This is a genomic window from Kribbella sp. NPDC051587 (assembly GCF_044453945.1).
Classification (GTDB): Bacteria; Actinomycetota; Actinomycetes; order Propionibacteriales; family Kribbellaceae; genus Kribbella.
This window is the reverse complement of the sequence record NZ_JBITDE010000009.1, coordinates 206,293-227,451: the sequence shown is the minus strand read 5'-3', so window position 1 is coordinate 227,451 and position 21,159 is coordinate 206,293. Positions and strand designations below refer to the sequence as shown.

The 21,159-nt window shown below is 68.0% G+C and carries 23 protein-coding genes and 1 riboswitch; of the genes, 12 read left to right on the top strand and 11 right to left on the bottom strand.

All coding sequences use genetic code 11. The features are described from left to right. Positions 1 to 31: 31 nt before the first annotated feature. From ACIA49_RS29070 to ACIA49_RS29060, 3 genes are all read right to left on the bottom strand, one after another. On the bottom strand, positions 32 to 307 hold the full coding sequence (locus ACIA49_RS29070) for a ubiquitin-like small modifier protein 1 (protein WP_391543491.1): 276 nt from the start codon (positions 305 to 307) through the stop codon (positions 32 to 34). After that, on the bottom strand, positions 304 to 1,572 hold the full coding sequence (gene thrC / locus ACIA49_RS29065) for a threonine synthase (RefSeq protein ID WP_396380696.1): 1,269 nt from the start codon (positions 1,570 to 1,572) through the stop codon (positions 304 to 306). The genes ACIA49_RS29070 and thrC overlap by 4 nt, the downstream gene beginning before the upstream one ends. 13 nt (positions 1,573 to 1,585) lie before the next feature. Beyond that, positions 1,586 to 1,729, bottom strand: a riboswitch (SAM riboswitch). Positions 1,730 to 1,836: 107 nt separating this feature from the next. Next, positions 1,837 to 2,775: a DNA-3-methyladenine glycosylase family protein gene (locus tag ACIA49_RS29060; RefSeq protein ID WP_396380825.1), complete on the bottom strand. Its 939-nt coding sequence runs from the start codon at positions 2,773 to 2,775 to the stop codon at positions 1,837 to 1,839. 55 nt (positions 2,776 to 2,830) lie between these two features. Here ACIA49_RS29060 and ACIA49_RS29055 point away from each other — a divergent pair, with 55 nt between their 5' ends. Beyond that, complete coding sequence (locus ACIA49_RS29055) at positions 2,831 to 3,298, top strand: hypothetical protein (protein ID WP_396380694.1); 468 nt, start codon at positions 2,831 to 2,833, stop codon at positions 3,296 to 3,298. Here the strand turns inward: ACIA49_RS29055 and otsB are convergent. From otsB to ACIA49_RS29040, 3 genes are read right to left on the bottom strand one after another with little or no spacing between them, the layout of a single operon-like run. After that, positions 3,264 to 4,097 (bottom strand): trehalose-phosphatase, encoded by an 834-nt coding sequence (gene otsB / locus ACIA49_RS29050; protein ID WP_396380693.1) that lies wholly within the window; start codon positions 4,095 to 4,097, stop codon positions 3,264 to 3,266. The two genes, ACIA49_RS29055 and otsB, sit on opposite strands and share 35 nt — an antisense overlap. Next, a complete protein-coding gene (locus ACIA49_RS29045) occupies positions 4,094 to 4,684 on the bottom strand; it encodes a LytR C-terminal domain-containing protein (protein WP_396380691.1) in 591 nt (196 codons plus the stop codon). The genes otsB and ACIA49_RS29045 overlap by 4 nt, the downstream gene beginning before the upstream one ends. Before the next feature lie 2 nt (positions 4,685 to 4,686). After that, positions 4,687 to 4,992: a DUF3263 domain-containing protein gene (locus ACIA49_RS29040; RefSeq protein ID WP_391543486.1), complete on the bottom strand. Its 306-nt coding sequence runs from the start codon at positions 4,990 to 4,992 to the stop codon at positions 4,687 to 4,689. Between the two features lie 147 nt (positions 4,993 to 5,139). On the opposite strand from ACIA49_RS29040, the gene ACIA49_RS29035 reads away from it, so the two are divergent. From ACIA49_RS29035 to ACIA49_RS29020, 4 genes are read left to right on the top strand one after another with little or no spacing between them, the layout of a single operon-like run. Next, a complete protein-coding gene (locus ACIA49_RS29035) occupies positions 5,140 to 6,543 on the top strand; it encodes an amidase (RefSeq protein ID WP_396380689.1) in 1,404 nt (467 codons plus the stop codon). Continuing rightward, positions 6,534 to 7,532 (top strand): Gfo/Idh/MocA family protein, encoded by a 999-nt coding sequence (locus ACIA49_RS29030; RefSeq protein ID WP_396380687.1) that lies wholly within the window; start codon positions 6,534 to 6,536, stop codon positions 7,530 to 7,532. Before ACIA49_RS29035 ends, ACIA49_RS29030 begins: the two co-directional genes overlap by 10 nt. An 8-nt stretch (positions 7,533 to 7,540) precedes the next feature. Continuing rightward, the gene (locus ACIA49_RS29025; protein ID WP_396380824.1) at positions 7,541 to 8,938 is read left to right on the top strand and encodes a trehalose-6-phosphate synthase; all 1,398 of its coding nucleotides are present in this window, start codon (positions 7,541 to 7,543) and stop codon (positions 8,936 to 8,938) included. Beyond that, complete coding sequence (locus tag ACIA49_RS29020; protein ID WP_396380685.1) at positions 8,925 to 10,349, top strand: FGGY family carbohydrate kinase; 1,425 nt, start codon at positions 8,925 to 8,927, stop codon at positions 10,347 to 10,349. The genes ACIA49_RS29025 and ACIA49_RS29020 overlap by 14 nt, the downstream gene beginning before the upstream one ends. Here ACIA49_RS29020 and ACIA49_RS29015 read toward each other — a convergent pair. Continuing rightward, positions 10,339 to 10,944, bottom strand: a complete 606-nt coding sequence (locus ACIA49_RS29015; protein ID WP_396380683.1) for a hypothetical protein — start codon at positions 10,942 to 10,944, stop codon at positions 10,339 to 10,341. The two genes, ACIA49_RS29020 and ACIA49_RS29015, sit on opposite strands and share 11 nt — an antisense overlap. Positions 10,945 to 11,282: 338 nt before the next feature. Here ACIA49_RS29015 and ACIA49_RS29010 point away from each other — a divergent pair, with 338 nt between their 5' ends. Then, a complete protein-coding gene (locus ACIA49_RS29010) occupies positions 11,283 to 11,642 on the top strand; it encodes a hypothetical protein (protein WP_396380681.1) in 360 nt (119 codons plus the stop codon). Position 11,643: 1 nt separating this feature from the next. Continuing rightward, positions 11,644 to 12,834 carry an alpha/beta hydrolase gene (locus tag ACIA49_RS29005; protein ID WP_396380679.1) on the top strand — a complete coding sequence of 397 codons (1,191 nt, stop codon included), beginning with the start codon at positions 11,644 to 11,646 and terminating at the stop codon, positions 12,832 to 12,834. On the opposite strand, the gene ACIA49_RS29000 is transcribed toward ACIA49_RS29005, so the two are convergent. The 3 genes from ACIA49_RS29000 to ACIA49_RS28990 all read right to left on the bottom strand — a co-directional run bounded on the left by ACIA49_RS29000 (position 12,800) and on the right by ACIA49_RS28990 (position 15,258). Next, positions 12,800 to 13,363 (bottom strand): DUF1990 family protein, encoded by a 564-nt coding sequence (locus tag ACIA49_RS29000; RefSeq protein ID WP_396380678.1) that lies wholly within the window; start codon positions 13,361 to 13,363, stop codon positions 12,800 to 12,802. The two genes, ACIA49_RS29005 and ACIA49_RS29000, sit on opposite strands and share 35 nt — an antisense overlap. A 4-nt stretch (positions 13,364 to 13,367) precedes the next feature. Continuing rightward, positions 13,368 to 14,372 carry an LCP family protein gene (locus ACIA49_RS28995; RefSeq protein ID WP_396380677.1) on the bottom strand — a complete coding sequence of 335 codons (1,005 nt, stop codon included), beginning with the start codon at positions 14,370 to 14,372 and terminating at the stop codon, positions 13,368 to 13,370. A gap of 82 nt (positions 14,373 to 14,454) precedes the next feature. Further along, a complete protein-coding gene (locus ACIA49_RS28990; protein ID WP_396380675.1) occupies positions 14,455 to 15,258 on the bottom strand; it encodes a helix-turn-helix domain-containing protein in 804 nt (267 codons plus the stop codon). Between the two features lie 71 nt (positions 15,259 to 15,329). Here ACIA49_RS28990 and ACIA49_RS28985 point away from each other — a divergent pair, with 71 nt between their 5' ends. Then, positions 15,330 to 16,109: a phytanoyl-CoA dioxygenase family protein gene (locus tag ACIA49_RS28985; protein ID WP_396380674.1), complete on the top strand. Its 780-nt coding sequence runs from the start codon at positions 15,330 to 15,332 to the stop codon at positions 16,107 to 16,109. A gap of 115 nt (positions 16,110 to 16,224) precedes the next feature. Next, a complete protein-coding gene (locus ACIA49_RS28980; RefSeq protein WP_132168503.1) occupies positions 16,225 to 16,518 on the top strand; it encodes an HU family DNA-binding protein in 294 nt (97 codons plus the stop codon). Positions 16,519 to 16,521: 3 nt separating this feature from the next. Here the strand turns inward: ACIA49_RS28980 and ACIA49_RS28975 are convergent, their stop codons facing one another. Next, positions 16,522 to 17,511: an SMP-30/gluconolactonase/LRE family protein gene (locus ACIA49_RS28975; protein WP_396380671.1), complete on the bottom strand. Its 990-nt coding sequence runs from the start codon at positions 17,509 to 17,511 to the stop codon at positions 16,522 to 16,524. Between the two features lie 127 nt (positions 17,512 to 17,638). Between ACIA49_RS28975 and ACIA49_RS28970 the strand changes: the two genes are divergently transcribed. From ACIA49_RS28970 to ACIA49_RS28960, 3 genes are read left to right on the top strand one after another with little or no spacing between them, the layout of a single operon-like run. Further along, the gene (locus ACIA49_RS28970; protein ID WP_396380670.1) at positions 17,639 to 19,585 is read left to right on the top strand and encodes a M13 family metallopeptidase; all 1,947 of its coding nucleotides are present in this window, start codon (positions 17,639 to 17,641) and stop codon (positions 19,583 to 19,585) included. Continuing rightward, positions 19,582 to 20,436 (top strand): helix-turn-helix domain-containing protein, encoded by an 855-nt coding sequence (locus tag ACIA49_RS28965; protein WP_396380669.1) that lies wholly within the window; start codon positions 19,582 to 19,584, stop codon positions 20,434 to 20,436. The genes ACIA49_RS28970 and ACIA49_RS28965 overlap by 4 nt, the downstream gene beginning before the upstream one ends. Positions 20,437 to 20,446: 10 nt before the next feature. Further along, complete coding sequence (locus ACIA49_RS28960; protein ID WP_396380668.1) at positions 20,447 to 21,142, top strand: SDR family NAD(P)-dependent oxidoreductase; 696 nt, start codon at positions 20,447 to 20,449, stop codon at positions 21,140 to 21,142. Positions 21,143 to 21,159: the final 17 nt, after the last annotated feature.

Sequence of the window (21,159 nt, the reverse complement as noted above, 5' to 3'; positions counted from 1 at the left end):
CCCTGTTCCGGACGGTCTGCTGCCGGATTGATCAGCCGCCGGCGACGGCCGGGATGATCGAGACCTGGCCGCCGTCCTTGATCGCGGTCTGCAGACCCTCGGCGAACCGGACGTCGTCGTCATCGACGTACACGTTCACGAAGCGGCGCAGCTCGCCGGACTCGTCGAGCACCCGGGACTTGATCCCCGGGTACGACGCGTCGAGCGAATCCAGCACCTCGGTCAGCGTCGCACCCTCGGCGGACACCTCGGAGACGCCTTGGGTGTAGGGCCGGAGGATGGTCGGGACTCGGACACTGACGCTCACTGCAGGCCTGCCTTCACGAAGGCGTCGTACGACGCGGGGATGGTCACCTTCGGGCCGACCCGGTCGGCCACGGCGTCGAGCGTCTTGAGCCCGTCGCCGGAGTTGATGATCACCGTCTCGGCGTCGGGGTCGAGCTGACCGGTCGCGATCAGCTTCTTCAGCGTCGCGACAGTCACCCCACCGGCGGTCTCGGTGAAGATGCCCTCGGTGCGGGCGAGCAACTGGATGCCCTCGACCACTTCCTCGTCGGAGACGTCCTCGATCACACCACCGGTACGGCGGGCGACGTCCAGCACGTAGGGACCGTCGGCCGGGTTACCGATGGCGAGCGACTTCGCGATCGTGTCCGGCTTGACCGGCTTCACCACGTCGTGGCCGTCGCGGAACGCCTGCGCCACCGGCGAGCAGCCGGTCGCCTGGGCGCCGTAGATCTTGTAGTCGCCTGCGTCGACCAGACCCAGCTTGCCGAGCTCGGTGAAGCCCTTGTCGATCTTGGTCAGCTGCGAACCGGACGCGACCGGGATCACCACCTGCTGCGGGATCCGCCAGCCGAGCTGCTCGGCGATCTCGAAGGCCAGCGTCTTGGAGCCCTCGGAGTAGTACGGACGGACGTTGACGTTGACGAACGCCCAGCCCTCCTCCTCACCGGCGATCTCGGAGGCCAGCTTGTTCACGTCGTCGTAGTTACCGTCGACGGCCACCAGCGTCCCGCCGTACACGGCCGTCGTGATGATCTTGGGGCGCTCGAGGTCCTTCGGGATGAAGACGACCGAGCGGATACCGGCCCGGGCGGCGGCCGCGGCGACGGCGTTGGCCAGGTTGCCGGTCGAGGGGCAGGCGAAGACCTTCATGTCCAGCTCGCGGGTGGCGCTCAGCGCGGTCGCCACGACCCGGTCCTTGAAGGAGTGGGTCGGGTTGCCGGAGTCGTCCTTCACCCACAGCTTGCGCAGCCCCAGCTCGCGGGCGAGGTTCTGCGCGTCGATGAGCCGGGTGTAGCCGGGCTCGGTGTTCGGGAAGCTGGCCACGTCGACGGGGACGGGCAGCAGCGGCTGGTAACGCCAGATGTTCTTGGGACCGGCCTCGATCTGTTCGCGGGTGATGGTCGGGTACTCGTACCCGACCTCGAGCGGACCGAAGCACTCCATACAGGCGTAGAACGGACCGAGCGGCGACTTCGCCCCACAGGCGCGACAGCTCAGGTGCGTTCCGTTGCCGAAGGCACCTTCACGGATGGTGTGGGCGACTGTTGATCCGGCCAGGCTCATGGCTGAGGTTCCCCTCTCATCTTCCCCGCGAACACCGGATCTCGATGGCGGGACGGATTTGGCACCGTTCCACCGTGAGTTACCCCGGGTGGGGTCTCGACGGGGAGGGTTGCCGGGACTTCAACGGGCCGTTTCCCTCAGTCCCTCTGGATGAGCTGCCCCGAGGTTACCCAATCGAGTCCGGATCGCGCCTTCCACCTTCCAGCATCCGAGACGCCATCTCATTTCCGCGAGATCCTCCGCGTACCGCGTGACTCACCTCTCTCACCGAAGTCGGTGGGTGGCGCCCGGCGTGTGGGTCGGCAGGGACTTCCGCGGGCCGTAACGGGGGTGACCGATGCCGGCCATCTCCAGCAGGCGCTGCACCCGGAAGCGATGGCCGCGGTACGGCTCGATCAGCTCCGCGCAGCCGTCGTCGTCCAACTCCTCACCGATCAGCGCATACGACACATTGCGGGACACGTGATAGTCCGCGAACGAGAACGCATCCGCGTCCCCATGCGCCCGCTGCCGCACCTCCGCCGCCGTCCACACCCCGACCCCCGGCAACGACCGCAACCGCCGCTCGATCTCGGCCGAGTCCGTCAACTCGAGCGTCCGCTCCAAAGCCTTCGCCCGCGTCGCCGCCGTCACCACCACCCGCGACCGCCGACCCTCAACCCCGGCACGCAACCACTGCCACGACGGAATCAGCCGCCACTCCTCCGGCGCCGGCGGCACCATCATCGCCCGCCCCTCCGGCCCACCCGGCCCCGGCGCAGGCTCGCCGTACTCCCCGAGCAGCAACCGCCACGCCCGGAACGCTTCCTTCCCCGTCACCACCTGCTCGATCCCCGCCGCCGCCATCGCCTCGAACACCGCCCGCGTCCGCGGCACCCGCACATCCGGAAACCGATGCGCCGCATCCACCAGCGCCCGATGCTCAGCCAGCGGCTCGAACCCCTCCCAACTATCCGCCTCCCCCAACAACTCCGGCACGCCGTCCAACACCCACTCGGCCCCCGGCCCCCAAGCCTCCGCCTCGACATCCCCCTGCCGCGGCGTCAACCGCAACAGCACCGGCCCCTCCGGCGTCCGAGTAGCCCGCCAAACAGTCCGCCGCACCCCGTCGTACACATAAGCCGGATCCCCCGGCCCCTTCCGCAACCCACCAATGACCGAGTGCGGATCGACCACCCGCCCCGCCCGCCAAACCCGCACCATCGATCCCACCCACCAAGTCTTACCCACCCCACCGACAGAACTCATACTGAGGCGTATGACCGGGTGGCAGTGGGTGAAGTTGGTGGGGAACTTTGTGAACCTGTCGACGGTTGCCGGGTTGCTGGTGGCGAAGGTGGGGCGGGCTTCGGTGCGGCGGGGGCCGCGGGGGTTGTTGTTCGCCAACGGGTACCGGATCGGGTTCCCGGTGGCCGGGGCGTTCACGATCGGGAACGTGGTGCTGAGCAAGCACCCGGTGAGCTACTTCGACCGGGAGTTGCTGGTCAGGCACGAGGAGCGGCACTCGTGGCAGTACTTCTGCTTGCTGGGGTTGCCGATGTTGCCCTTGTACGTCGTCGGCGTCGTCTTCTCGTGGTTGCTCACCGGGTGTCCGGCGTCGCGGAATCCGTTCGAGCGGATGGCCAGCCTGAAGGACGGTGGGTACGTCGAGCGGCCGGTGCAGCCGATCGGCCGGACGGTGACGCAGGCGTTCAGCGGGCTGCGATCGCGTCCGAAAGGGCCGTGAGGACGGTGACGACGCCGGTCGGGTCGTCGACGACGATGTCGGCGGCTGCGATCAGCTCAGCCGCGCCAGAGGAACGAGTAGCGACCAGTACGGCGTTCAGACCGGTCTTGCGGTGTTCGTCGACCGCTCGGAAGGCCGCCAGGTCGCCGAGGTCGTCACCGGCGTAGAGGATCGACCGTGCGCCCGTCGACTCGAGCAGGCGGCGGAGGGCGACGCCCTTGTCGATTCCGGGCGGGCGGAGCTCCAGAACGAGGTTGCCCGGCTCCAGGCGCAGCTCGGTCTCGTCGGCCAGCTCGGCGAGCGGCGTACGGAGTCGCTCGAGTGCACCGGCCGGATCGGCCAGCCGACGCGTGTGGACGGCCAGAGAGCTCTCTTTGTCCTCCACGAAGGCGTCTGGCACACCAGCGACGCTCAGCAGCTCGGGGAGCCGCTGACGCGCCACTGCGACGCCGGCCGGAACCGGGTCGCTGGTGATCTTGCCAGTGGACGCTTCCCATTGCTCCAGGCCGTAGTGACCCAGTACGACGAGTCCACCGAGCCCGGGATGTCCGGTGACGCCAGTGAGCTCCGTGGCGACCAGGGCCGGGCGGCCGGTCACGATGGCCACCTGACGCACCGAACGCGCCAGCCGGGCCAGTGCGTCGAGTGCGCCGTCAGCGGGACGGGCGCGGGCCGGGTCCTCGACCAGCGGGGACAGGGTGCCGTCGAAATCGGAGGCGATCACCGCGCTGGCCGGATCGGCGACGATCGCCTGCCAGCCGCTGTGACCGAGGTCGGTCTGGATGACCGGCGTACTCATCCGGTGTAGTCCGAGGTCAGGATCACGGTCAGGCGATCCATCTTCATGTTGTCCAGGGCCGGCTTGGTCCGGCCGACGCCCAGGTCGCGGGCCAGCTGGTTGGCCGCCTGCACCATGCCTGGTGGGTAGTAGACCGTGCTCTCCACGACCTTGCCATGCCAGTTGTCCACACCGGACACCGTCCAGCCCGCCTGTCGCGCCCGCCCGGCCACTTGGTCGGCCAGCCCCTTGCGCGGGGTGTTGTTGTACACCTCGGCAGCAGGCCGCTCAGCGGTCGGAATCGTCGTCGGGTGGGTGGCCGGCGGCTGTGTCACCGGCGGCTCAGTGGTGGGCGGCACCGTCGTCGTAGGCGCACTGGTCGGCGCAGTAGTCGGCTTGCGCGGCGGCACGCTGGCGATGATCGTCGACGGCCCACCAGACGGCTTGGCGGACGGCTTCGGCGTACTGGTCGTCTTCGGCTCGTCCGCGCTGCTCTCATGGCCGCGCGTACCGAACAGGACCAGCAGGCCACCGACAATGGCGACGACGGCAACCACAGCGACCAGGGACGAGAGCACCTGGCCCTTGTCGCCCTTGGGGCGGGACATCGTCAGACCTCGATACCCAGTCGACGTGCGGAGCGGGCGCGTTGGCGGGCGGCGCGCAAGCGGCGCAGGCGCTTCACCAGCAGCGGGTCGTGCATCAGGGCTTCGGGCCGGTCGATCAGCGCGTTCAGAACCTGGTAGTACCGCGTCGCGGACATCTGGAACTGGTCCCGGATCGCCTGCTCCTTGGCGCCGGCGTACTTCCACCAGTGCCGCTCGAAGGCGAGGATCTGTCCATCACGCTCGGAAAGCCCGGCAACCACTGGCGCGGCTTCGGCGGGCTCGGAAGAGCTGGCGTTGGCGCTGTCCATCTGCTGCTGACTCCTGTGCGGTCGGTGATCGTCCGTCCGCGTTCCACTCTACGTGCCGAACAACAGCAATGTCATTCACCGGTGGAACGACACGGAGCGTGTCGTACGCGGGCGGCCGGGCAGGGGCAACTCTGGCAGGATCAGAGGGTGAGCTCAACTGTTTCCAGCCAGGCGCTGGTGGAAGAGCTGCAGGCCAGGAGCCGTGAGGTGGACCCGCTGGTCAACGCCATCTGCACGCCCAACGCCGCCGCTCTCACCGATGCCGTCCGACTCGACACGGAGCGTGACCAAGGTCGCGTCCGCGGTCCGCTGCATGGCGTCCCGATCCTGGTGAAGGACAACATCGACACCGCCGGCCTGGCGACCACCGCCGGCTCACTGGCGCTCGCTGAGCAACCACCGCCCCCAGAGGACGCGCCCCTGATCCAGCGGCTGCGCGCAGCGGGCTGTGTGGTCCTCGGCAAGACCAACCTCAGCGAGTGGGCGAACTTCCGCGGCTCCGCGTCCTCCTCCGGTTGGAGCGCGTACGGCGGCCTCACCCGGAACCCGTATGCACTCAACCGCTCTCCGGGCGGCTCCTCCAGCGGCTCCGGAGTCGCAGTGGCCGCCGGACTCGCCGATTTCGCCATCGGCACCGAGACCAACGGCTCGATCGTCTGTCCGGCCGCTCTGAGCGGCATCGTCGGCCTGAAGCCCACAGTGGGTCTCATCCCGCAGCAGGGCATCATTCCGATCTCCCACTCGCAGGACACCGCCGGTCCGATGACCAAGACGGTCATGCAGTCCGCGGCCCTGCTCACCGTGCTCACAGGTGGCGGGACCGACTACACCGAGCACTGTCGCGGTGACGACCTCAGCGACGTCCGCATCGGCGTACCGCGTGGTCCGCTGTGGGGGTACTCGATCGGCCTGGACCGGGTCACCGAGCAGGCACTGGAGCTCCTCAGCCGCTGTGGCGCCACTCTGGTCGACCACCTCTCGCTTCCGGCTCCCGGTGGTGACGAGGACCAGCTCAACGTGCTTGCCCACGAGATGAAGATCGACATGGCGGCCTACCTGGCCACTCGCGTTCCAGGCGGCCCGAAGACGCTGGACGACCTCATCGCCTTCAACCGCGCCCATGCGGACGTGGAGCTCAAGTGGTTCGGCCAGGAGCTCTTCGAGCGCTCAGCAGCAACCGAAGGGCTCGATGCACCCGCGTACGTCGCCTCCCGGCACACCGCGCTCGCCGCGGGTCGCGACGGTATCGACAACATGCTCCGGGACAACCAGCTCGACGCCCTGGTCAGCCCGTCGTACTCACCGGCCTGGAGCATCGACCTGGTGAACGGCGACAACGTCATGGGCGGTTCGTCCTCACATGCCGCGCTGGCCGGCTATCCGCTGATCTCCGTCCCCTCGGGACTTGTCGGCGGGTTGCCCGTCGGCATCACGTTCAGCACGACCGGCGGAGGTGACGCCACGCTCATTCGCTTGGCTCACGCCTTCGAAACCGCCAGAATCAAGGAGAACGGACCGTTCCCGACCCCGGAGTTCACACAGTGGCTGTAGATCGTGTCAGATGGGGCATCGTTGCTACTGGCAACATCTCCACCTCGTTCACGCGCGACCTGAAGCTGCTGGACGACGCGTTCGCGACCGCCGTCGCCTCGCGGTCCCAGGACAGCGCCGACCGGTTCGCTGCCGAGCACGGCATCGAGCACGCGTACGACGACTACCGCCGGCTGATCGACTCCGGCACTGTCGACGTGATCTACATCGGCACTCCGCACCCCCAGCACTACGCGATCGCCCGGACGGCGCTCCAGGCCGGTATCGCGGTGCTGTGCGAGAAGCCGGTGACGCTGACAGCGCCCCAGGCGCACGATCTGATCGCGGTCGCCGCCGAGCACAAGACGCTGTTCGCAGAGGCCATGTGGATGCGGACCAATCCGGTCATCCAGGCTCTGTTCGCGGATCTGGCCACCGGAGTCATCGGTGAGCCGCAGCAGGTCGTCGCGGACTTCGCGTTCCACAAGCCTTCGCTCCCCGCCCGGCTGCTGGACCCGGCACTGGGTGGCGGCTCACTGATGGACGGCGGCATCTACCCGATGACGTTCGCCTACATGGCGCTGGGCCGCCCGGCCGAGGTGAAGGCGGTGGCGTCCCTCAACGAGGACAACATCGACCTCAACGTCGCCATGGCCTGGCGCTACGACTCCGGTGCGGTCGCGGCCCTCACCTGCGGTCTGAAGTCGCAGAACCCGTGGGTGGCGTCAGTGAGCGGTCCTGAGGGCAGCCTGCAGCTGCCGCACCGCTTCCATCACCCCGAGTACTACGTCCGTCACACGGCTGCCGGAGCGGAGCGCGTCGACGTACCGGCGCATGGGCTTGGGTACCACTACGAAGCCGCGGACGTGATGCGCGCGCTGCGGGAGGGGCTCCTCGAAGTGCCGTCCCTGCCGCACGCCGGGACCCTTGAGATCCTCGAACTGCTCGACGAGACGCGGAGCCAGATCGGGGTCCGCTACCCCGGTGACGATGACGACCTGACTGGATGAGCAAACACATGCCCGACGGACGAAGTTCCTTCGTAGTGGTGGCCAACCGGCTGCCTGTCGACCGAATCGAGATGCCCGACGGCAGTACGGCGTGGCGCCGCAGCCCAGGCGGTCTGGTGACCGCGCTGCACCCGGTGATGCAGGCGCACGAAGGCGCGTGGATCGGCTGGACGGGCAGCGCCGACGAGAAGGTGGACCCGTTCGACAACGACGGGATGCACCTGGTCCCGGTGATGCTCACGGCCGAGGATGTGGAGCTCTATTACGAGGGCTTCTCGAATGCGACGCTCTGGCCGCTCTACCACGATGTGATCGTCGCACCGGAGTTCCACCGCGAGTGGTGGGAGTCCTACGTCGCAGTGAACCGGCGGTTCGCCGAAGCGGCCGCAGAGGCAGCCGACGACGGCGCTGACGTCTGGGTGCACGACTACCAGTTGCAACTGGTGCCCGCGATGCTGCGGCGGCTGCGTCCGGACGTCCGGATCGGGTTCTTCCTGCACATCCCGTTCCCGCCCACCGAGCTGTTCGCCCAGATGCCCTGGCGCCGGCAGATCCTCGACGGCCTGATGGGCGCGGACCTGGTCGGTTTCCAGCGTCCCGGCGCCGCCTCCAACTTCGCCCGGCTCGCCCGCAACCGGATGGGCCTGCGGACCCGCGGCGACCGCATCCACCTCCCGGACGACCGCGTGGTGCGCGCCAAGGCGTTCCCGATCTCGATCGACGTCGGTGAGCTCGAGGAGCTGGCCCGCAAGCCCGAGACCGAGCAGCGCGCCCGTGAGATCCGTGACGAGGTCGGCAACCCGGCCCACATCCTGCTGGGCGTCGACCGACTCGACTACACCAAGGGCATCCGCCAGCGCCTGCGCGCGTTCGGTGAGCTCCTGGACGAGAAGCGCATCTCTGTCGACGAAGCGGTCTTCGTGCAGGTGGCGACGCCGTCCCGTGAGCGCGTGGAGCAGTACCGCGTGCTGCGCGACGAGATCGAGCTGCTGGTCGGCCGAATCAACGGTGAGCACGGCCGGATCGGCACTCCGGCCATCAACTACCTGCACACGTCGTACTCGCGCACTGAGATGGCTGCGCTGTTCCGGGCCGCCGATGTCGCCGTGGTGACCCCACTGCGCGACGGCATGAACCTGGTCGCCAAGGAGTACGTCGCGACTCGGTACGACGACACTGGCGCGCTGGTGCTGAGTGAGTTCGCCGGTGCGGCCGACGAGTTCCGGCAGGCGTTCCTGGTGAACCCCCATGACATCAACGGCATGAAGGACACCATCGTCGACGCCATGAACACCGACGACCGCCAGCTCGGCCGCCGGATGAAGGCGATGCGCAAGCACCTGGCCGCTCATGACGTGAACCTGTGGGCAGCGACCTTCCTCAAGGCACTCCATGCCGAGGACTGACGGCCGGATCCTCGCGCTCGACCTCGGTACGTCGTCCGCCCGCGCGCTCGTCCTGACCGCCGCGGACGCGTCACCGGTGCCGGGTGCACTGGCCCGGCACAAGATCAGTCCGACGTACGGCCATGACGGCTCCGCGGTGCTGGACCTGCATGAGTACGTCGAGGGTCTGCTGGGCTGTCTGGACGAGCTGGAGCAGAACGGTCACCTCACAGACATCCAGGCGATCGTCCTGTCGACCCAGTGGCACTCAGTCGTCGCCCTGGACAGTCACGGCGCCGCACTGACGCCAGTGATCACCTGGGCCGACACTCGCTCGGTCCACCTCGACCTGGGCTCGTCGTTCGACGAGAAGGCCTTCCATGCACGCACCGGCAGCTGGCTGCACCGGCTCTACTGGACGCGCCGCATCCCTTGGCTGCTTGCCGAAACCAGCCCTGCCAGCTTTGCCGGTCTCCCCGACCTGGTGATCGAGCGGCTGACCGGAGAGCGAGTCACCTCGGTCTCGGTCGCCTCCGGCACGGGCACACTCAACCTGGCCACCGGTGAGTACGACGAAGAGGCCCTGGCGATCGCCGGTGTGAAGGCCGAGCGTTTACCCCCGATCGTGCCCACCGGCTGGACCGGTCATCTGTCGACCGAGTACGCACGACGCTGGCCCGGACTGGTCGGCGTACCGGTGCACCCACCGACCGGTGACGGAGCTGCCTCCAATGTCGGCACCGGCGCCTATGACTCCGGCACTGCAGCAGTCACAGTCGGTACGTCGGCCGCCGTGCGCGTCGTGCACCCGATCGACAACGCCCCCGAGCTCCCGTGGAACCTCTGGCGTTATCGGGTCGACGACAAGCGCGCAGTGACCGGTATGGCGTTCTCGGCCGCCGGAAACATGCATGCGTGGCTCACGGACGTACTGCGGCTCGAACACTCGGAACCGACCACTGAGCTGATCGGTGCGTCCCAGGTGATCGCCGTACCGTTCCAAGCCGGCACTCGGCCACCGGCAACCGTGCCTGGTGGTTCTGGCGTCTACTTCGGCCTGTCGTTCGACGACTCCGCCGAAACACTGCTCGCTGCATCTCTGCAGGGCGTCTCACTCGAGGTGGATCGCGGTCTGCGCATGCTGGACGAACTGTTCGGCCACAAGCTGTCCGTCGTACTCGGCGGCGGTGGCATCGACGCCTCGGCGTGGTGGCGGCGATGTCTCACCGCCACCTTCGCCCGCCCCACCGACGTCTGCGCCGAGGCCGAGGTCGGCTGCCGCGGCGCCGCCGCCGTAGCCCTCGGCCTGTCCCCCCAACCAGGCGGCGAGCACCTGGACCCCTACCCCGACGACGTAGCCCGCGTGGCCGCCCTGCGCCCCCGCTACGAATCCCTGCGAGCTCTCGCCGTCCAAGCGAGTACTACGGCGTGATGCTGAGCGTCTGAGTCGCGGTCTCGAGGACGTTGCTCAGAACCTTGCTCTGCGCCGGTGTACCGCCGACGGTGATCTCGGCGTCGCCACCGGTGTGGCCCTTGAGAGCCACGTAGCGAGTGGCGACCCAGCGGGTCGTCTTGCCGCTCGTGTAGGTGTAGACGACGGTGCTGACGGTGACCGGGCCCTGGCCGACGGTCGAGGTGCCCTTGACGGTCGCCTTGGCCACGATCTTCAGCCCCGGCGTGCCCTTCAGGGACGCGATCTTCTTGTCCAGCTGCGACCTCGTGCCGGCCGGGCCGATCCAGGTGTTGAACCGGATCATCCGGGCGTTGGCCGCGTCGTCGAACTTCGTCTCGTGCGGAGCGACCTTGGACTCCTTCCAGGTCTTCGGCAGCTTCGCGTGCGAGATGTACTTGCCGTCGCTCTTCTTCTCGAAGTTCCGCATCACAAAGCTGATCGGCGCCGCCTGCGCCGCCGTGACGTGCTGCTCGGCCGCGTCACTCTGCAGCGCCCCGCCCAGGAAGAGCGCCCCCGCGCCGGCCAGTGCCACAACCCCGGAGACTGCACCCGCCACAATTCCGTGCCGCTTCATTTTCGTGGTTCCCCTCTGCGCCTCCACCCTGGCCGCGCACCACCTTCGACTACCGATCTGCCCGAAGAGTTCGCCTTTTCGTCCAGACAAAAAGGTCCGGCCCGGCACGAACCGAACGGACCCGGCACGCGTCCGTACGCGCCGACTGAGATTGGCCAGAACTGCCAGCGGGTGACACCTCGGTCCCGGGTCACGCACTCCCAGTGCCGACTCCAGCCGCGCTGAAGGCACCGATCGCTAAGGCGTCGGCGCTGGCATGAACCGGACAGGCCCGGCGGGCATCGACCGTCGCCGGGCAGGGTGTGTCGGTATCGCGTCACACCCTGGGGGTACTTCGCATGCGTGTTCGTCTTCCCGTCGTCACCGTGGTCGCATTGGCCCTGATCACTCCGGCAGTTCCCGCGGTGGCCGGGCCGCCGCCACCGAGTCCGCTCGTGTTCGGGGCGTGCCCGGACGACGTCGCTCAGGACTACCCGACGCTGACCTGCGCCACGTTGCAGGTACCGCTCGACTACCAGCAGCCGTCCGGTGCGACCATCCCGTTGCTGGTCACCAAGCACGCCGCCAACAACCCCTCCAAGCGCCTGGGTTCGCTGGTCGTCAACCCGGGTGGCCCAGGTGGTAGCGGCGTGATCATGGCCGGCTACGTCGCCACCCGGGTTCACGCCGCTGGAGCCCGCCGTACTGGATGCGTATGACGTGATCGGCTTCGACCCGCGGGGAGTCCGGCACAGCGGGGCTATCAGCTGCGCGGCTCCGGATTACTTCCCGGTGCCGCAACCGGATCCGGACGCTCCGGCCAGCCGCGACGCGATGTGGAAGCTGTGGGACGGCTACGCGGACGGCTGCGGCGCCAAGGCCGGCGCACTGTTGCCGTACCTCAGCACCGAGAGCGTCGCTCGGGACATGGACCGCCTCCGGGCCTCCTTGGGCGAGCGCAAGCTCAACTACCTCGGCTTCTCCTACGGCACCTATCTCGGCGCCGTGTACACCGAGCTGTTCCCGCAGCGGGTCGGCCGGATGATCCTGGACGGCAACGTCGACCCCACCCCGCCTGACCTCTTCTACAAGATGGCGCTGTCCCAGAGCCTCGCGTTCCCGAAGCGGCTCGACAGCTACCTCGGCTGGGTGGCCAAGTACGACGCGGTGTTCCACCTGGGCACCACGACGCGCGCGGTCCGCGCCAACTGGAACAAGACGCTGGCTGACTTCCGCGCCAAGCCACATGGTGCTGTCGGCGCCCATGAGTTCCTCGGAGCCACCTTTGGCGTACTGACCTCCGACGAGCTCTGGATCCCCTTCACACAGGTGCTCAGCGCCTACGTGGTCGGTGGTGACGACAGCGGGCTGGTCGACTTCGCCACCCCGAGCACCAGCGCCCAGGCCGAGCGCTTCACCGCCAGCTTCAGCGCGGTGATCTGCGGCGACTCGAAGTGGTCGCACAGCAAGGCCACCTACGAGCGGGATGCCGCCCGGATCGCGAAGGTCTCCCCGGTCGCGTGGGACAACATGTGGATCACCGGCAGCGTCTGCCGTAACTGGCCCGTGCCGAGCCATGCGCCGATCAAGATCACCGGCCGGGGGCTGCCTGGCATCCTGATGTTCAACACCGTCGGCGACCCGGCCACGCCATACGCCGGTGCTCTGAAGCTGCACCAGGTCTTGCGTAGCTCGGTTCTGGTGACCGAACGAGACTCCGGTGCGCACTGCGTCTTCGCCAATCCACAGTCCATGGTGAATCCCGCGGTGAACGCCATCGGCACGAAGTACCTGCTCACCGGCGAGCTCCCGCCCCGCGACCTTTCGGTACCGGGCCATGCCCTTCCGGTACCGACCCCGGCCGCGCTGAAGGCACCTATCGCGAAGTCGCGAGCCGCCTTAGTGCGTTGAAATAACGCTTAGCAGCAAGCCCCTGCACCGTGCGCGTGGCCGGTCCGCCCAGACGGGCGTACCAGGCCGCCGCACGGCTGTAGGCGGTCACGGTGAAGTAGATGCCGTCAGACTCCCGCGTCACCACGAAGGACTCCTCACCGGACTCCGGATGCCCTTCCAGCGTCCCGTAGGCGAACCCGATCCGGTCCGGCTCGTCCACAGTCCACACCACCCGGCAGGGAATCGCCAGCCCCACAAGGCCAATCGGTACGGCGGTCCGCAGCCGGCCGATCACCATGCCGGGCCCGAGCCGCCCCAACGCGTTCACACCGATCGCCGCCGTACCGTCTGCCGTGAACGGCACTCCGGCCAGCCGGTGCATCCGCCAAGCCAGTAGGGACTCACCTGCCCGCTGGAACACGTCATCGCCGTCGCCAAGCCGGGCCCGGTGCTCCAGCCGGTGGTAACCGGGCGGAGTCTTGTCGAACCGGGTGGAACCGACTACGTCGTACGTGAAGTGCAGTTGGGGCAGGTCGTCGAGGCGCATCCGGTCAGCTGCTCTTCAGACCGCTGGTCTTGCCTGACTTGATTGCGGTGAACAGCGCCTTGGCCTTCGCCTCGTCCCAGCCGACACCGATCCCGCTACCGACCCGCACGCTGTCGTCGCCGATCGGCACGGTCAGGGTGATGCCACCGCTACCGGAGACCGCACGCATGCCCTGGGCGAACTTGATGAAATCGAACAGGCTCATGTCCTTGTCGACGGTGAGCGCGTCCACGCCCTTGGTCGCCACGTTGAAGTAGCGGACCGGGTTGAGGAACGTCGACGGCGAGGTCGCCTTCTTGCCGACCGCACCGACCATCTGCCGCTGCCGCTCGACCCGGCCGAAGTCGTTCTTGCCGTCCGCATGCCGCGAGCGCACGTAGCCCAGCGCCGTCACACCGTTCAGGTCCTGGCAGCCCGCCTTCAGGTTGATGTGCGCCTTGGGGTCATCCAGTGCCTTCGGCAAGCACATGTTGATCCCGCCGACGCTGTCGATCACGGAGGCGAAGCCGCTGAAGCCGATCTCCACGTAGTGATCGATGCGCAGGCCGGTCTTGGTCTCCAGCGTCTTGACCAGCAGGGCCGGATTGCCCTTGCCCAGCGCGAAGGCCGCGTTCACCTTCTGCTTGCCGTAGCCCGGCACGGTGACCACGCTGTCGCGCGGGATGCTGACCAACACGGTCGGACCGGACTCCGGGACGTGCATGAGCATGATCGAGTCCGTGCGCGAACCGGATGCCTTCCCTGTGTGCAGACGGGCGCGCTCGGCCCGGCTCAGGTCCTCGCGACCGTCCGAACCGACCATCAGGTACGTCGTACCGGAGGTGGCGGCCGGCCTGGTGCCGGTGGGCATGGCTTCGACCTTGTCGATCCGGCTCCAGGCGTAGAGCGGGACGCCGACAAGCATCAGCACGAACAGCAGGACGAGCAGTCCGACGGTCCGCAGAAACCAGTTCTTCCGTTTCTTCGGGCGGCGTGCGTAGCGCTGGTCCATGGGCTGCGGTTGACTCATACCTGAACGGTATCGGTGCGCACGGCTCCACACGTCACTCCAGTGAACGAATCTAGCGGTCTGAAAGTAGCGGCCGCCTCCTTCAGAAGGAGGAAATCGGCCCTGGAAACGAACCAGACCGCCGGAACGCGCGCGGTGACTCCCCGGTACGCGCTGTGAACAGCCGGCTGAAGTAGGCCGGATCCTCGTACCCGACCCGCCTGGCCACCGCAGCGACCGACAGCTCCTCTTCAGCGAGCAGAGCCTTCGCCGTACTGAGTCGAGTCCGCAGCACGAGCTCCTGAGGCGTCACCCCGGCCTCACGCCGTACAGACTCGCGCAGCTCCTTCACCGTGAGCCCCAGCTCCGCTGCGTAGTCCTGGATGGACGCCACCATGCAGGCGAGCGCAGCGAGCCGCTCAGCCACGCCCTGGTTGGACACCGGCATGGCCTCCCCGAGCAGGTCATACAACGCACCAGCCGTCTGTACGGCGTTATGTGCGCTGGCGACCCGGAGTAGTCGGCTGAATGCACGGTCGACCGGCCTGGCATCGGCGTACTGGCTGACCGGGCGGCTCTGGTCCAGATGCCCGAGTGCGGTGAGCCCGGCGGTCGCCGTACCGCCGAACAGCACCCATAGCTGTCGCCAGCGCGTGGCAGGCCGGTAGCCGTGCAGAACGCCCGGGTAGAGCCACAGCATCGCGGGCGCCTGCACCTCGTGCAGCTGACGGTCCGCACCGTGCAGGAGGTGGCCTCGTCCCTCTTTGATCCACACCAGTGCGTGACAGCCCAGCGCACGCTCCGGTGCCGGTCCGGGTTGGTTGACCTGCTCACCGACGCCGAGGCAGAAGAGTCCAAGTTGGTGCTCAGCAGGGCCAGGTGTCAGGTAAGTAGCCCAGTTCGGCATGTCACAAGAGTCCAAGAAGTACTCCGCAGTGTCCATTCCGCCCGACGGGCTGGGAGTGTCGAATTGTCGACGTGCTGACATCCAACGGATACGTGCTGGACGAACGACGCCTCGGCGAGCTGATCGCCGTACTGGATCGGGAGCGGACCGACCTGCCGGTACTGCGCCAGCGGCTGCAGGAGGACGGCTACCTGCTGCTTCGTGGGCTGCTGGATCCGCAGGACGTGCTGGAGTTCAGGAGGTATTACTTCGAGCTCACCAGCGCAGCCACCGACCGAGCGTCGTACCGGAGCACGTTGTTCGAGCAGATCGTTCCGGGACCTGAGTACGCCGCTTTCTGCGCCCTACTGAAGGGGTGGTTCGGGTGGTTCCTGGACGGGGAGCCGTTTCTGCATCGCCGGAAGATCATCCGGCAGACCGCACCGGGTGAGAACGGCATCGGCACCGCCACCCAGGCGCACTACGACCTGGTCTACCTGCGCGGCGGCAGCGATCAGGTGCTGTCGGCATGGATCCCGCTGGGCGACTGCCCGGTCAGCCGCGGCGGCCTGACCTATCTGGAGCGCAGCCACCACCGAGTGCTCGCGGAGGAGGCCGCCGGCACTCTGAAGCGGCCCGCTGCCTCGATCACTGCCGATCTACCCGCTCTGGCCGAGCAATACGACGCCAACTGGCTCGTCACCGACTACACGGCAGGGGATGTGGTCATCCACACCGCTCACACCATCCATGCGGCGCTGGACAACGTCTCGGACGGGATGCGTCTGTCCACCGACATCCGCTACCAGCGGGCCGACGACGCCATCGACGCCCGCTGGCAGCACCACTGGCACGACCGCGACGGGCTCTGAAGCACGCTCGACAGGCTGCTTTTGACCGGAATGCGGATAGCTTCTCGCTAACGACAATCATTTCGGTTAAGGTTCCGGACGAACCGTCAGTCAGTCGAGTCGTGTGAGGAGAGCCGTGAACCGCAACGAGTTGGTCGCCGGGTTGGCGCAGAAGGCGGGTATCCCGCGGAACCAGGCCGAGCGGGTCCTCGACGCGCTCGGTGACGTGGTCACCGAGGCCGTGCACAAGGGCGACAAGGTCTCCCTCACCGGCCTGCTGAGCATCGAGCGCGTGATGCGCGCACCGCGGACCGGCCGCAACCCGCAGACCGGTGAGCCGTTGTCGATCCCGGCCGGCTACTCCGTCCGGCTGTCCTGCGGAAGCCGTCTGAAGGCCGCCGCCCGCGGCGACCTCCGGACGATCTCCTGAGCACTACTTCAAGAACCTGATCTGGTCGCACTCACCGTCGTCGGCGGAGTGCTTCACGCTCGTCGGCACCGCGGTCACCCAGTACGGCGTGGTCGCGGTCGGCGGAGTGGTGAACCGGGCGTTCGGCAGATAGAGCCGGTCCCCGAAGGCCGCGGCCGTGGTCGGTACGTCGAAGTCGGTGCTGGTGATCTCGCGCTGCACGGTCCCCTTCGTCCCGGCCGCATTCAGACCGACCACCGCGATCTTGTTGAGCCGGTTCTGAACGACGTACAGGGTCCGGCCGCTCAGCAGCAGGCCGTCACCGTTCGTCATCAGTGCGCCGCCCAGATCGACCTTCGCGGCCACACCGGTCCGCGGGTCGACGCGGAGCAGGAAGCCGGTCGAGGACTGCACCATGATCAGCGCCCGGCCGTCCGGCGTCAGCGAGATGCCGTTGGCGTTGTTGCCGGGCAGGTGCTGGTAGTCGCCGGTCAGCGCGATGGTCTCGGCCTTGGTAGGCAGCTTGCCGTTCCGGCCGAGCGGCACCTTGTAGAAGACCGGCTGGGTCGAGTCGGTGAACCACGCTGCGTCCTTGCTCAGGATGACGTCGTTCACGAACGTCGGCGTCGCGGTGGTGAACTTGTAGCTCGCGAGCACGCGACCGGTCCGGGTGTCGATGACCCGGCCGTCGCCACCGGCCGCACCGGCCACGAAGAGGCGGCCCTGGTTGTCGACCTTCATCCCGAGGGATCCGGTGCCCGGACCTTGGCTGATCACCTTGCCGATGCCGGTGCGCAGGTCGGCGGCGTAGATGTCGCCATCCGCGCGGGAGCCGAAGTACGCCGTACCGCGGGCGATCGCGATGCCCTCGGGCTGGAATCCGGCCGGCAGCTCGATCCGGTCGGGGAAGCTGGGGGTGTGGGGCGTCGCCGTCGCGGCCGGGGCACTGACCAGACCGAACAGCAGAGCGGGTACGCCGGCGAGTAAAGCCAGCCGGCGGACGAGGTGTGACATGGCGGGGTCCTCCTGGTCCAGGGGTCTCAACTGATCAACGGATCCGGCCTGTGGAAAGTTCAGAACGGGCTCAGGCAAACGGGTATGTTCACTGTCAGCAACTCGACACGAGAACTTTGGGGCAGGGATGACAGCAGACATCGAGAGCTCGGGTCCGGCCCGGCCGCAGGACGACCTCTACCGCTACGTCAACGACCGCTGGCTGGCCGACCACGAGATCCCGGCCGACAAGGCCATCTACGGCGCCTTCCACGCGCTCTGGGACACCGCCGAGCAGGATGTCCGCGCGATCGTGGAGAAGACCGTCGCCGCCGATCACCCCGCGGGCAGTGAGCCGCGCAAGATCGCCGACCTGTTCACCAGCTTCATGGACGAGGAGACCATCGAGCGGCTGGGCGCGGAGCCGATCGCCGGACAGCTAGCGCTGGTCGACGAGGTCACCGACGCCGCCGAGCTGGTCGCCGTCCTGGGCAAGCTCGAGCTCGAGGGTGTCGCGGGCGTCTTCCGGGTCTGGGTCGACTCCGACGCGAAGCAGTCCGACCAGTACGTCGTCTATCTGATGCAGGGCGGCCTGAGCCTGCCTGACGAGTCGTACTACCGCGAGGACAGCTTCGCGGAGAAGCGGACGGCGTTCGTCGCGCACGTGACCCGGATGCTCGAGCTGGCCGGACGGCCGGACCCGGCCGGGGCCGCTGAGCGGATCCTGGAGCTGGAGACGCGGCTGGCCGCGCACCACTGGGACCGGGTGAAGGACCGCGATGTCACCCAGACGTACAACAAGCTCGACCGGGCCGGGCTGGAGAAGCTCACGTCCGGCCTCGACTGGTCCGGCTGGCTGGTCGGCGCCGGGGTGCCGGAGAGCGCCTTCGAGCACGTCGTCGTGCGCGAGCCGGACTTCCTGACCGCGGCGGCCGCGGCGCTGCAGGAGATCGACCTTGCGCAGTGGAAGGAGTGGCTGGGCTGGCAGATCGTGCACTCGGCCGCGCCCGTTCTCAGCAAGGCCTTCGTCGACGAGAACTTCGCCTTCTACGGCAAGGAGCTGACCGGAGCACCGGAGCTGCGGGACCGCTGGAAGCGCGGCCTCGGGACGGTCGAGTCGGCCCTCGGCGAAGCGCTCGGGCAGCTCTACGTCACCGAGCACTTCCCGCCGACCGCCAAGTCCCGGATGGTCGAGCTCGTCGCCAACCTGGTCGAGGCCTACCGGCAGCGGATCGAGGCGCTGGACTGGATGGGTCCGGAGACCCGTCGCCGCGCGCTCGAGAAGCTGGGCACGTTCGTGCCGAAGATCGGCTACCCGGACAAGTGGAAGGACTACAGCGCGCTCGAGATCGACCCGGCCGACCTGTTCGGCAACCTGCGCCGGTCGGTCGCGGTGGAGACCGCTCGCGAGCTGGCCAAGCTCGGGACGCCGGTGGACCGCGACGAGTGGCGGATGACGCCGCAGACGGTGAACGCCTACTACAACCCCCGGCAGAACGAGATCGTCTTCCCGGCCGGGATCCTGCAGCCGCCGTTCTTCGACCTGGACGCCGACGACGCCACCAACTACGGCGCGATCGGCGCCGTGATCGGGCACGAGATCGGCCACGGCTTCGACGACCAGGGCTCTCGCTACGACTCCGCCGGCAACCTGAACGACTGGTGGACCGACGAGGACCGGTCCGCGTTCGAGCAGCGCACCGACAAGCTCGTCGCGCAGTACGACGCCCTCTCGCCGACCGAGGTGCCGGACCAGAACGTCAACGGCAAGCTCACCCTCGGCGAGAACATCGGCGACCTCGGTGGTCTGTCCATCGCCTACGCCGCCTACCAGCTCTCGCTCGACGGTGCCGAGCCGCCGGTGATCGACGGCAAGTCCGCCGCGGAGCGGTTCTTCGGCGCCTGGGCGCACGCCTGGGCCACCAAGACCCGCCCCGAGGAGGCCGCCCGCCGGCTGACAATCGACCCGCACTCGCCGCCGGAGTTCCGCTGCAACGCGGTCGTGCGGAACATCGACGCCTTCCACGACACCTTCGGTACCGCCGAGGGCGACACACTGTGGCTGGCTCCCGAAGATCGGGTGCGGATCTGGTGACAGCCGATCCCGGACCTCTCGGGCGGAACTTGCGCGCCTGGCGCGAGCGGGTTCGGCCCGAAGAGGTCGGGCTGCCCGGAACCGTCCGGCGGCGGACGCCCGGTCTGCGCCGGGAGGAGCTCGCCACGTTGGCCGGCGTCTCGCCGGAGTACGTCGTACGGCTGGAGCAAGGGCGGACAACGCACCCGTCACCACAAGTGGTGTCGGCACTGGGCCGCGCGCTGGAGTTGTCGCCGTTCGAGCTCGATCATCTGTATTGGTTGGCGGGGCTCTCGGCGCCGGACAGCGGGTTGATGCCGCGGCACATCACGCCCGGGGTGCGGCGGCTGGTCGACCGGCTGGGGGATTCCGTGCCGATCGCGGTCTGCACGTCCTCCTGGGAAACGGTGTACTGGAATCCCTTGTGGGCGGCGCTTCTCGGCGATCCGGCCGCAGCGCCGAGCGGTCGGGAGCGGAACTTCGCGTGGCGACACTTCACCGGACTGCTGAGCGGGATGACCCTTCCGCCGGACACGGTGGCCGAGTTCGAGCACGACCTCGTCTGCGACCTCCGCCGTACTGTCGATCGCTATCCAGGTGAGCACGAGCTGGCTGCGATGTGCCAGGAGCTGCGCGAGCGGTTCGACGGGTTCGCGCGATCCTGGGACAGCGGCGATGTACCGCGGCACCGGACGGTCCGCAAGATCATCGAGCACGACGAGCTCGGCACCATCGCGGTCGACAGCGACATCCTCACCGCCCCCGACAGCGAGCTGTATGTCACTGTGCTGACCGCCGAGCCCGGCTCCGAGGACGCGTCCCGGCTCAGCCTGGTACTGGCGTTGTCTGGATGGAGTTCGGTTCCGGGATGATGGTGGTCGCATGACCATCACGCTGATCACCGGGGCCAACAAGGGCCTCGGATATGAAACCGCCCGCCAACTAGTTGCCCTCGGCCACATCGTGTACGTCGGCTCCCGCGACCCCGAACGCGGTCAGGCCGCGGCCGCGGAGGTCGGCGGCACCTTCATCCAGCTCGACGTCACCGACCAATCCTCGGTCGACGCCGCCGCCAACACCATCCAGGAGGTCGAGGGACACCTCGACGTACTGGTGAACAACGCCGGCATCCAGGGCGGGATGCCATCGCCGGCCGAACTCACCGCCGAGCGGTTGCAAACGGTGTACGACGTGAACGTCTTCGGCCTCGTCCGGGTCACCCAGGCGTTCCTGCCGTTGCTCGAGGCATCGGATGCGCCGGTGATCGTGAACATCGGCAGCTCGCTGGGCTCCACCACGATCGTCACCGACCCGGCCCGGATGGAGTCCAACCTGACGTTGCTGGACTACGCCTCCTCGAAGGCAGCCGTCATCATGCTCACCGTGCAGTACGCCAAGGCCCTGCCCAAGCTCCGGATCAACGTCGTCGAACCCGGCTACACCGCCACCGATCTGAACGGCGGCCGCGGTCACCAAACCGTCGAAGAGGGCACCGAGATCATCGTGAAGATGGCAACGATCGCCCCCGACGGCCCCACCGGCACCTACCAAGACCGCCACGGCCCCCTCCCCTGGTAACCCTCCCCCGCGTCCCA

Bases quoted from the DNA above. Each gene is read 5' to 3' on its own strand.
- thrC (WP_396380696.1), bottom strand. From the start codon at position 1,572: ATGAGCCTGGCCGGATCAACAGTCGCCCACACCATCCGTGAAGGTGCC.
- ACIA49_RS29060 (WP_396380825.1), bottom strand. From the start codon at position 2,775: ATGGTGCGGGTTTGGCGGGCGGGGCGGGTGGTCGATCCGCACTCGGTC.
- ACIA49_RS29055 (WP_396380694.1), top strand. From the start codon at position 2,831: ATGACCGGGTGGCAGTGGGTGAAGTTGGTGGGGAACTTTGTGAACCTG.
- otsB (WP_396380693.1), bottom strand. From the start codon at position 4,097: ATGAGTACGCCGGTCATCCAGACCGACCTCGGTCACAGCGGCTGGCAG.
- ACIA49_RS29045 (WP_396380691.1), bottom strand. From the start codon at position 4,684: ATGTCCCGCCCCAAGGGCGACAAGGGCCAGGTGCTCTCGTCCCTGGTC.
- ACIA49_RS29040 (WP_391543486.1), bottom strand. From the start codon at position 4,992: ATGGACAGCGCCAACGCCAGCTCTTCCGAGCCCGCCGAAGCCGCGCCA.
- ACIA49_RS29025 (WP_396380824.1), top strand. From the start codon at position 7,541: ATGCCCGACGGACGAAGTTCCTTCGTAGTGGTGGCCAACCGGCTGCCT.
- ACIA49_RS29020 (WP_396380685.1), top strand. From the start codon at position 8,925: ATGCCGAGGACTGACGGCCGGATCCTCGCGCTCGACCTCGGTACGTCG.
- ACIA49_RS29015 (WP_396380683.1), bottom strand. From the start codon at position 10,944: ATGAAGCGGCACGGAATTGTGGCGGGTGCAGTCTCCGGGGTTGTGGCA.
- ACIA49_RS29010 (WP_396380681.1), top strand. From the start codon at position 11,283: ATGCGTGTTCGTCTTCCCGTCGTCACCGTGGTCGCATTGGCCCTGATC.
- ACIA49_RS29000 (WP_396380678.1), bottom strand. From the start codon at position 13,363: ATGCGCCTCGACGACCTGCCCCAACTGCACTTCACGTACGACGTAGTC.
- ACIA49_RS28995 (WP_396380677.1), bottom strand. From the start codon at position 14,372: ATGAGTCAACCGCAGCCCATGGACCAGCGCTACGCACGCCGCCCGAAG.
- ACIA49_RS28990 (WP_396380675.1), bottom strand. From the start codon at position 15,258: ATGCCGAACTGGGCTACTTACCTGACACCTGGCCCTGCTGAGCACCAA.
- ACIA49_RS28975 (WP_396380671.1), bottom strand. From the start codon at position 17,511: ATGTCACACCTCGTCCGCCGGCTGGCTTTACTCGCCGGCGTACCCGCT.
- ACIA49_RS28970 (WP_396380670.1), top strand. From the start codon at position 17,639: ATGACAGCAGACATCGAGAGCTCGGGTCCGGCCCGGCCGCAGGACGAC.
- ACIA49_RS28960 (WP_396380668.1), top strand. From the start codon at position 20,447: ATGACCATCACGCTGATCACCGGGGCCAACAAGGGCCTCGGATATGAA.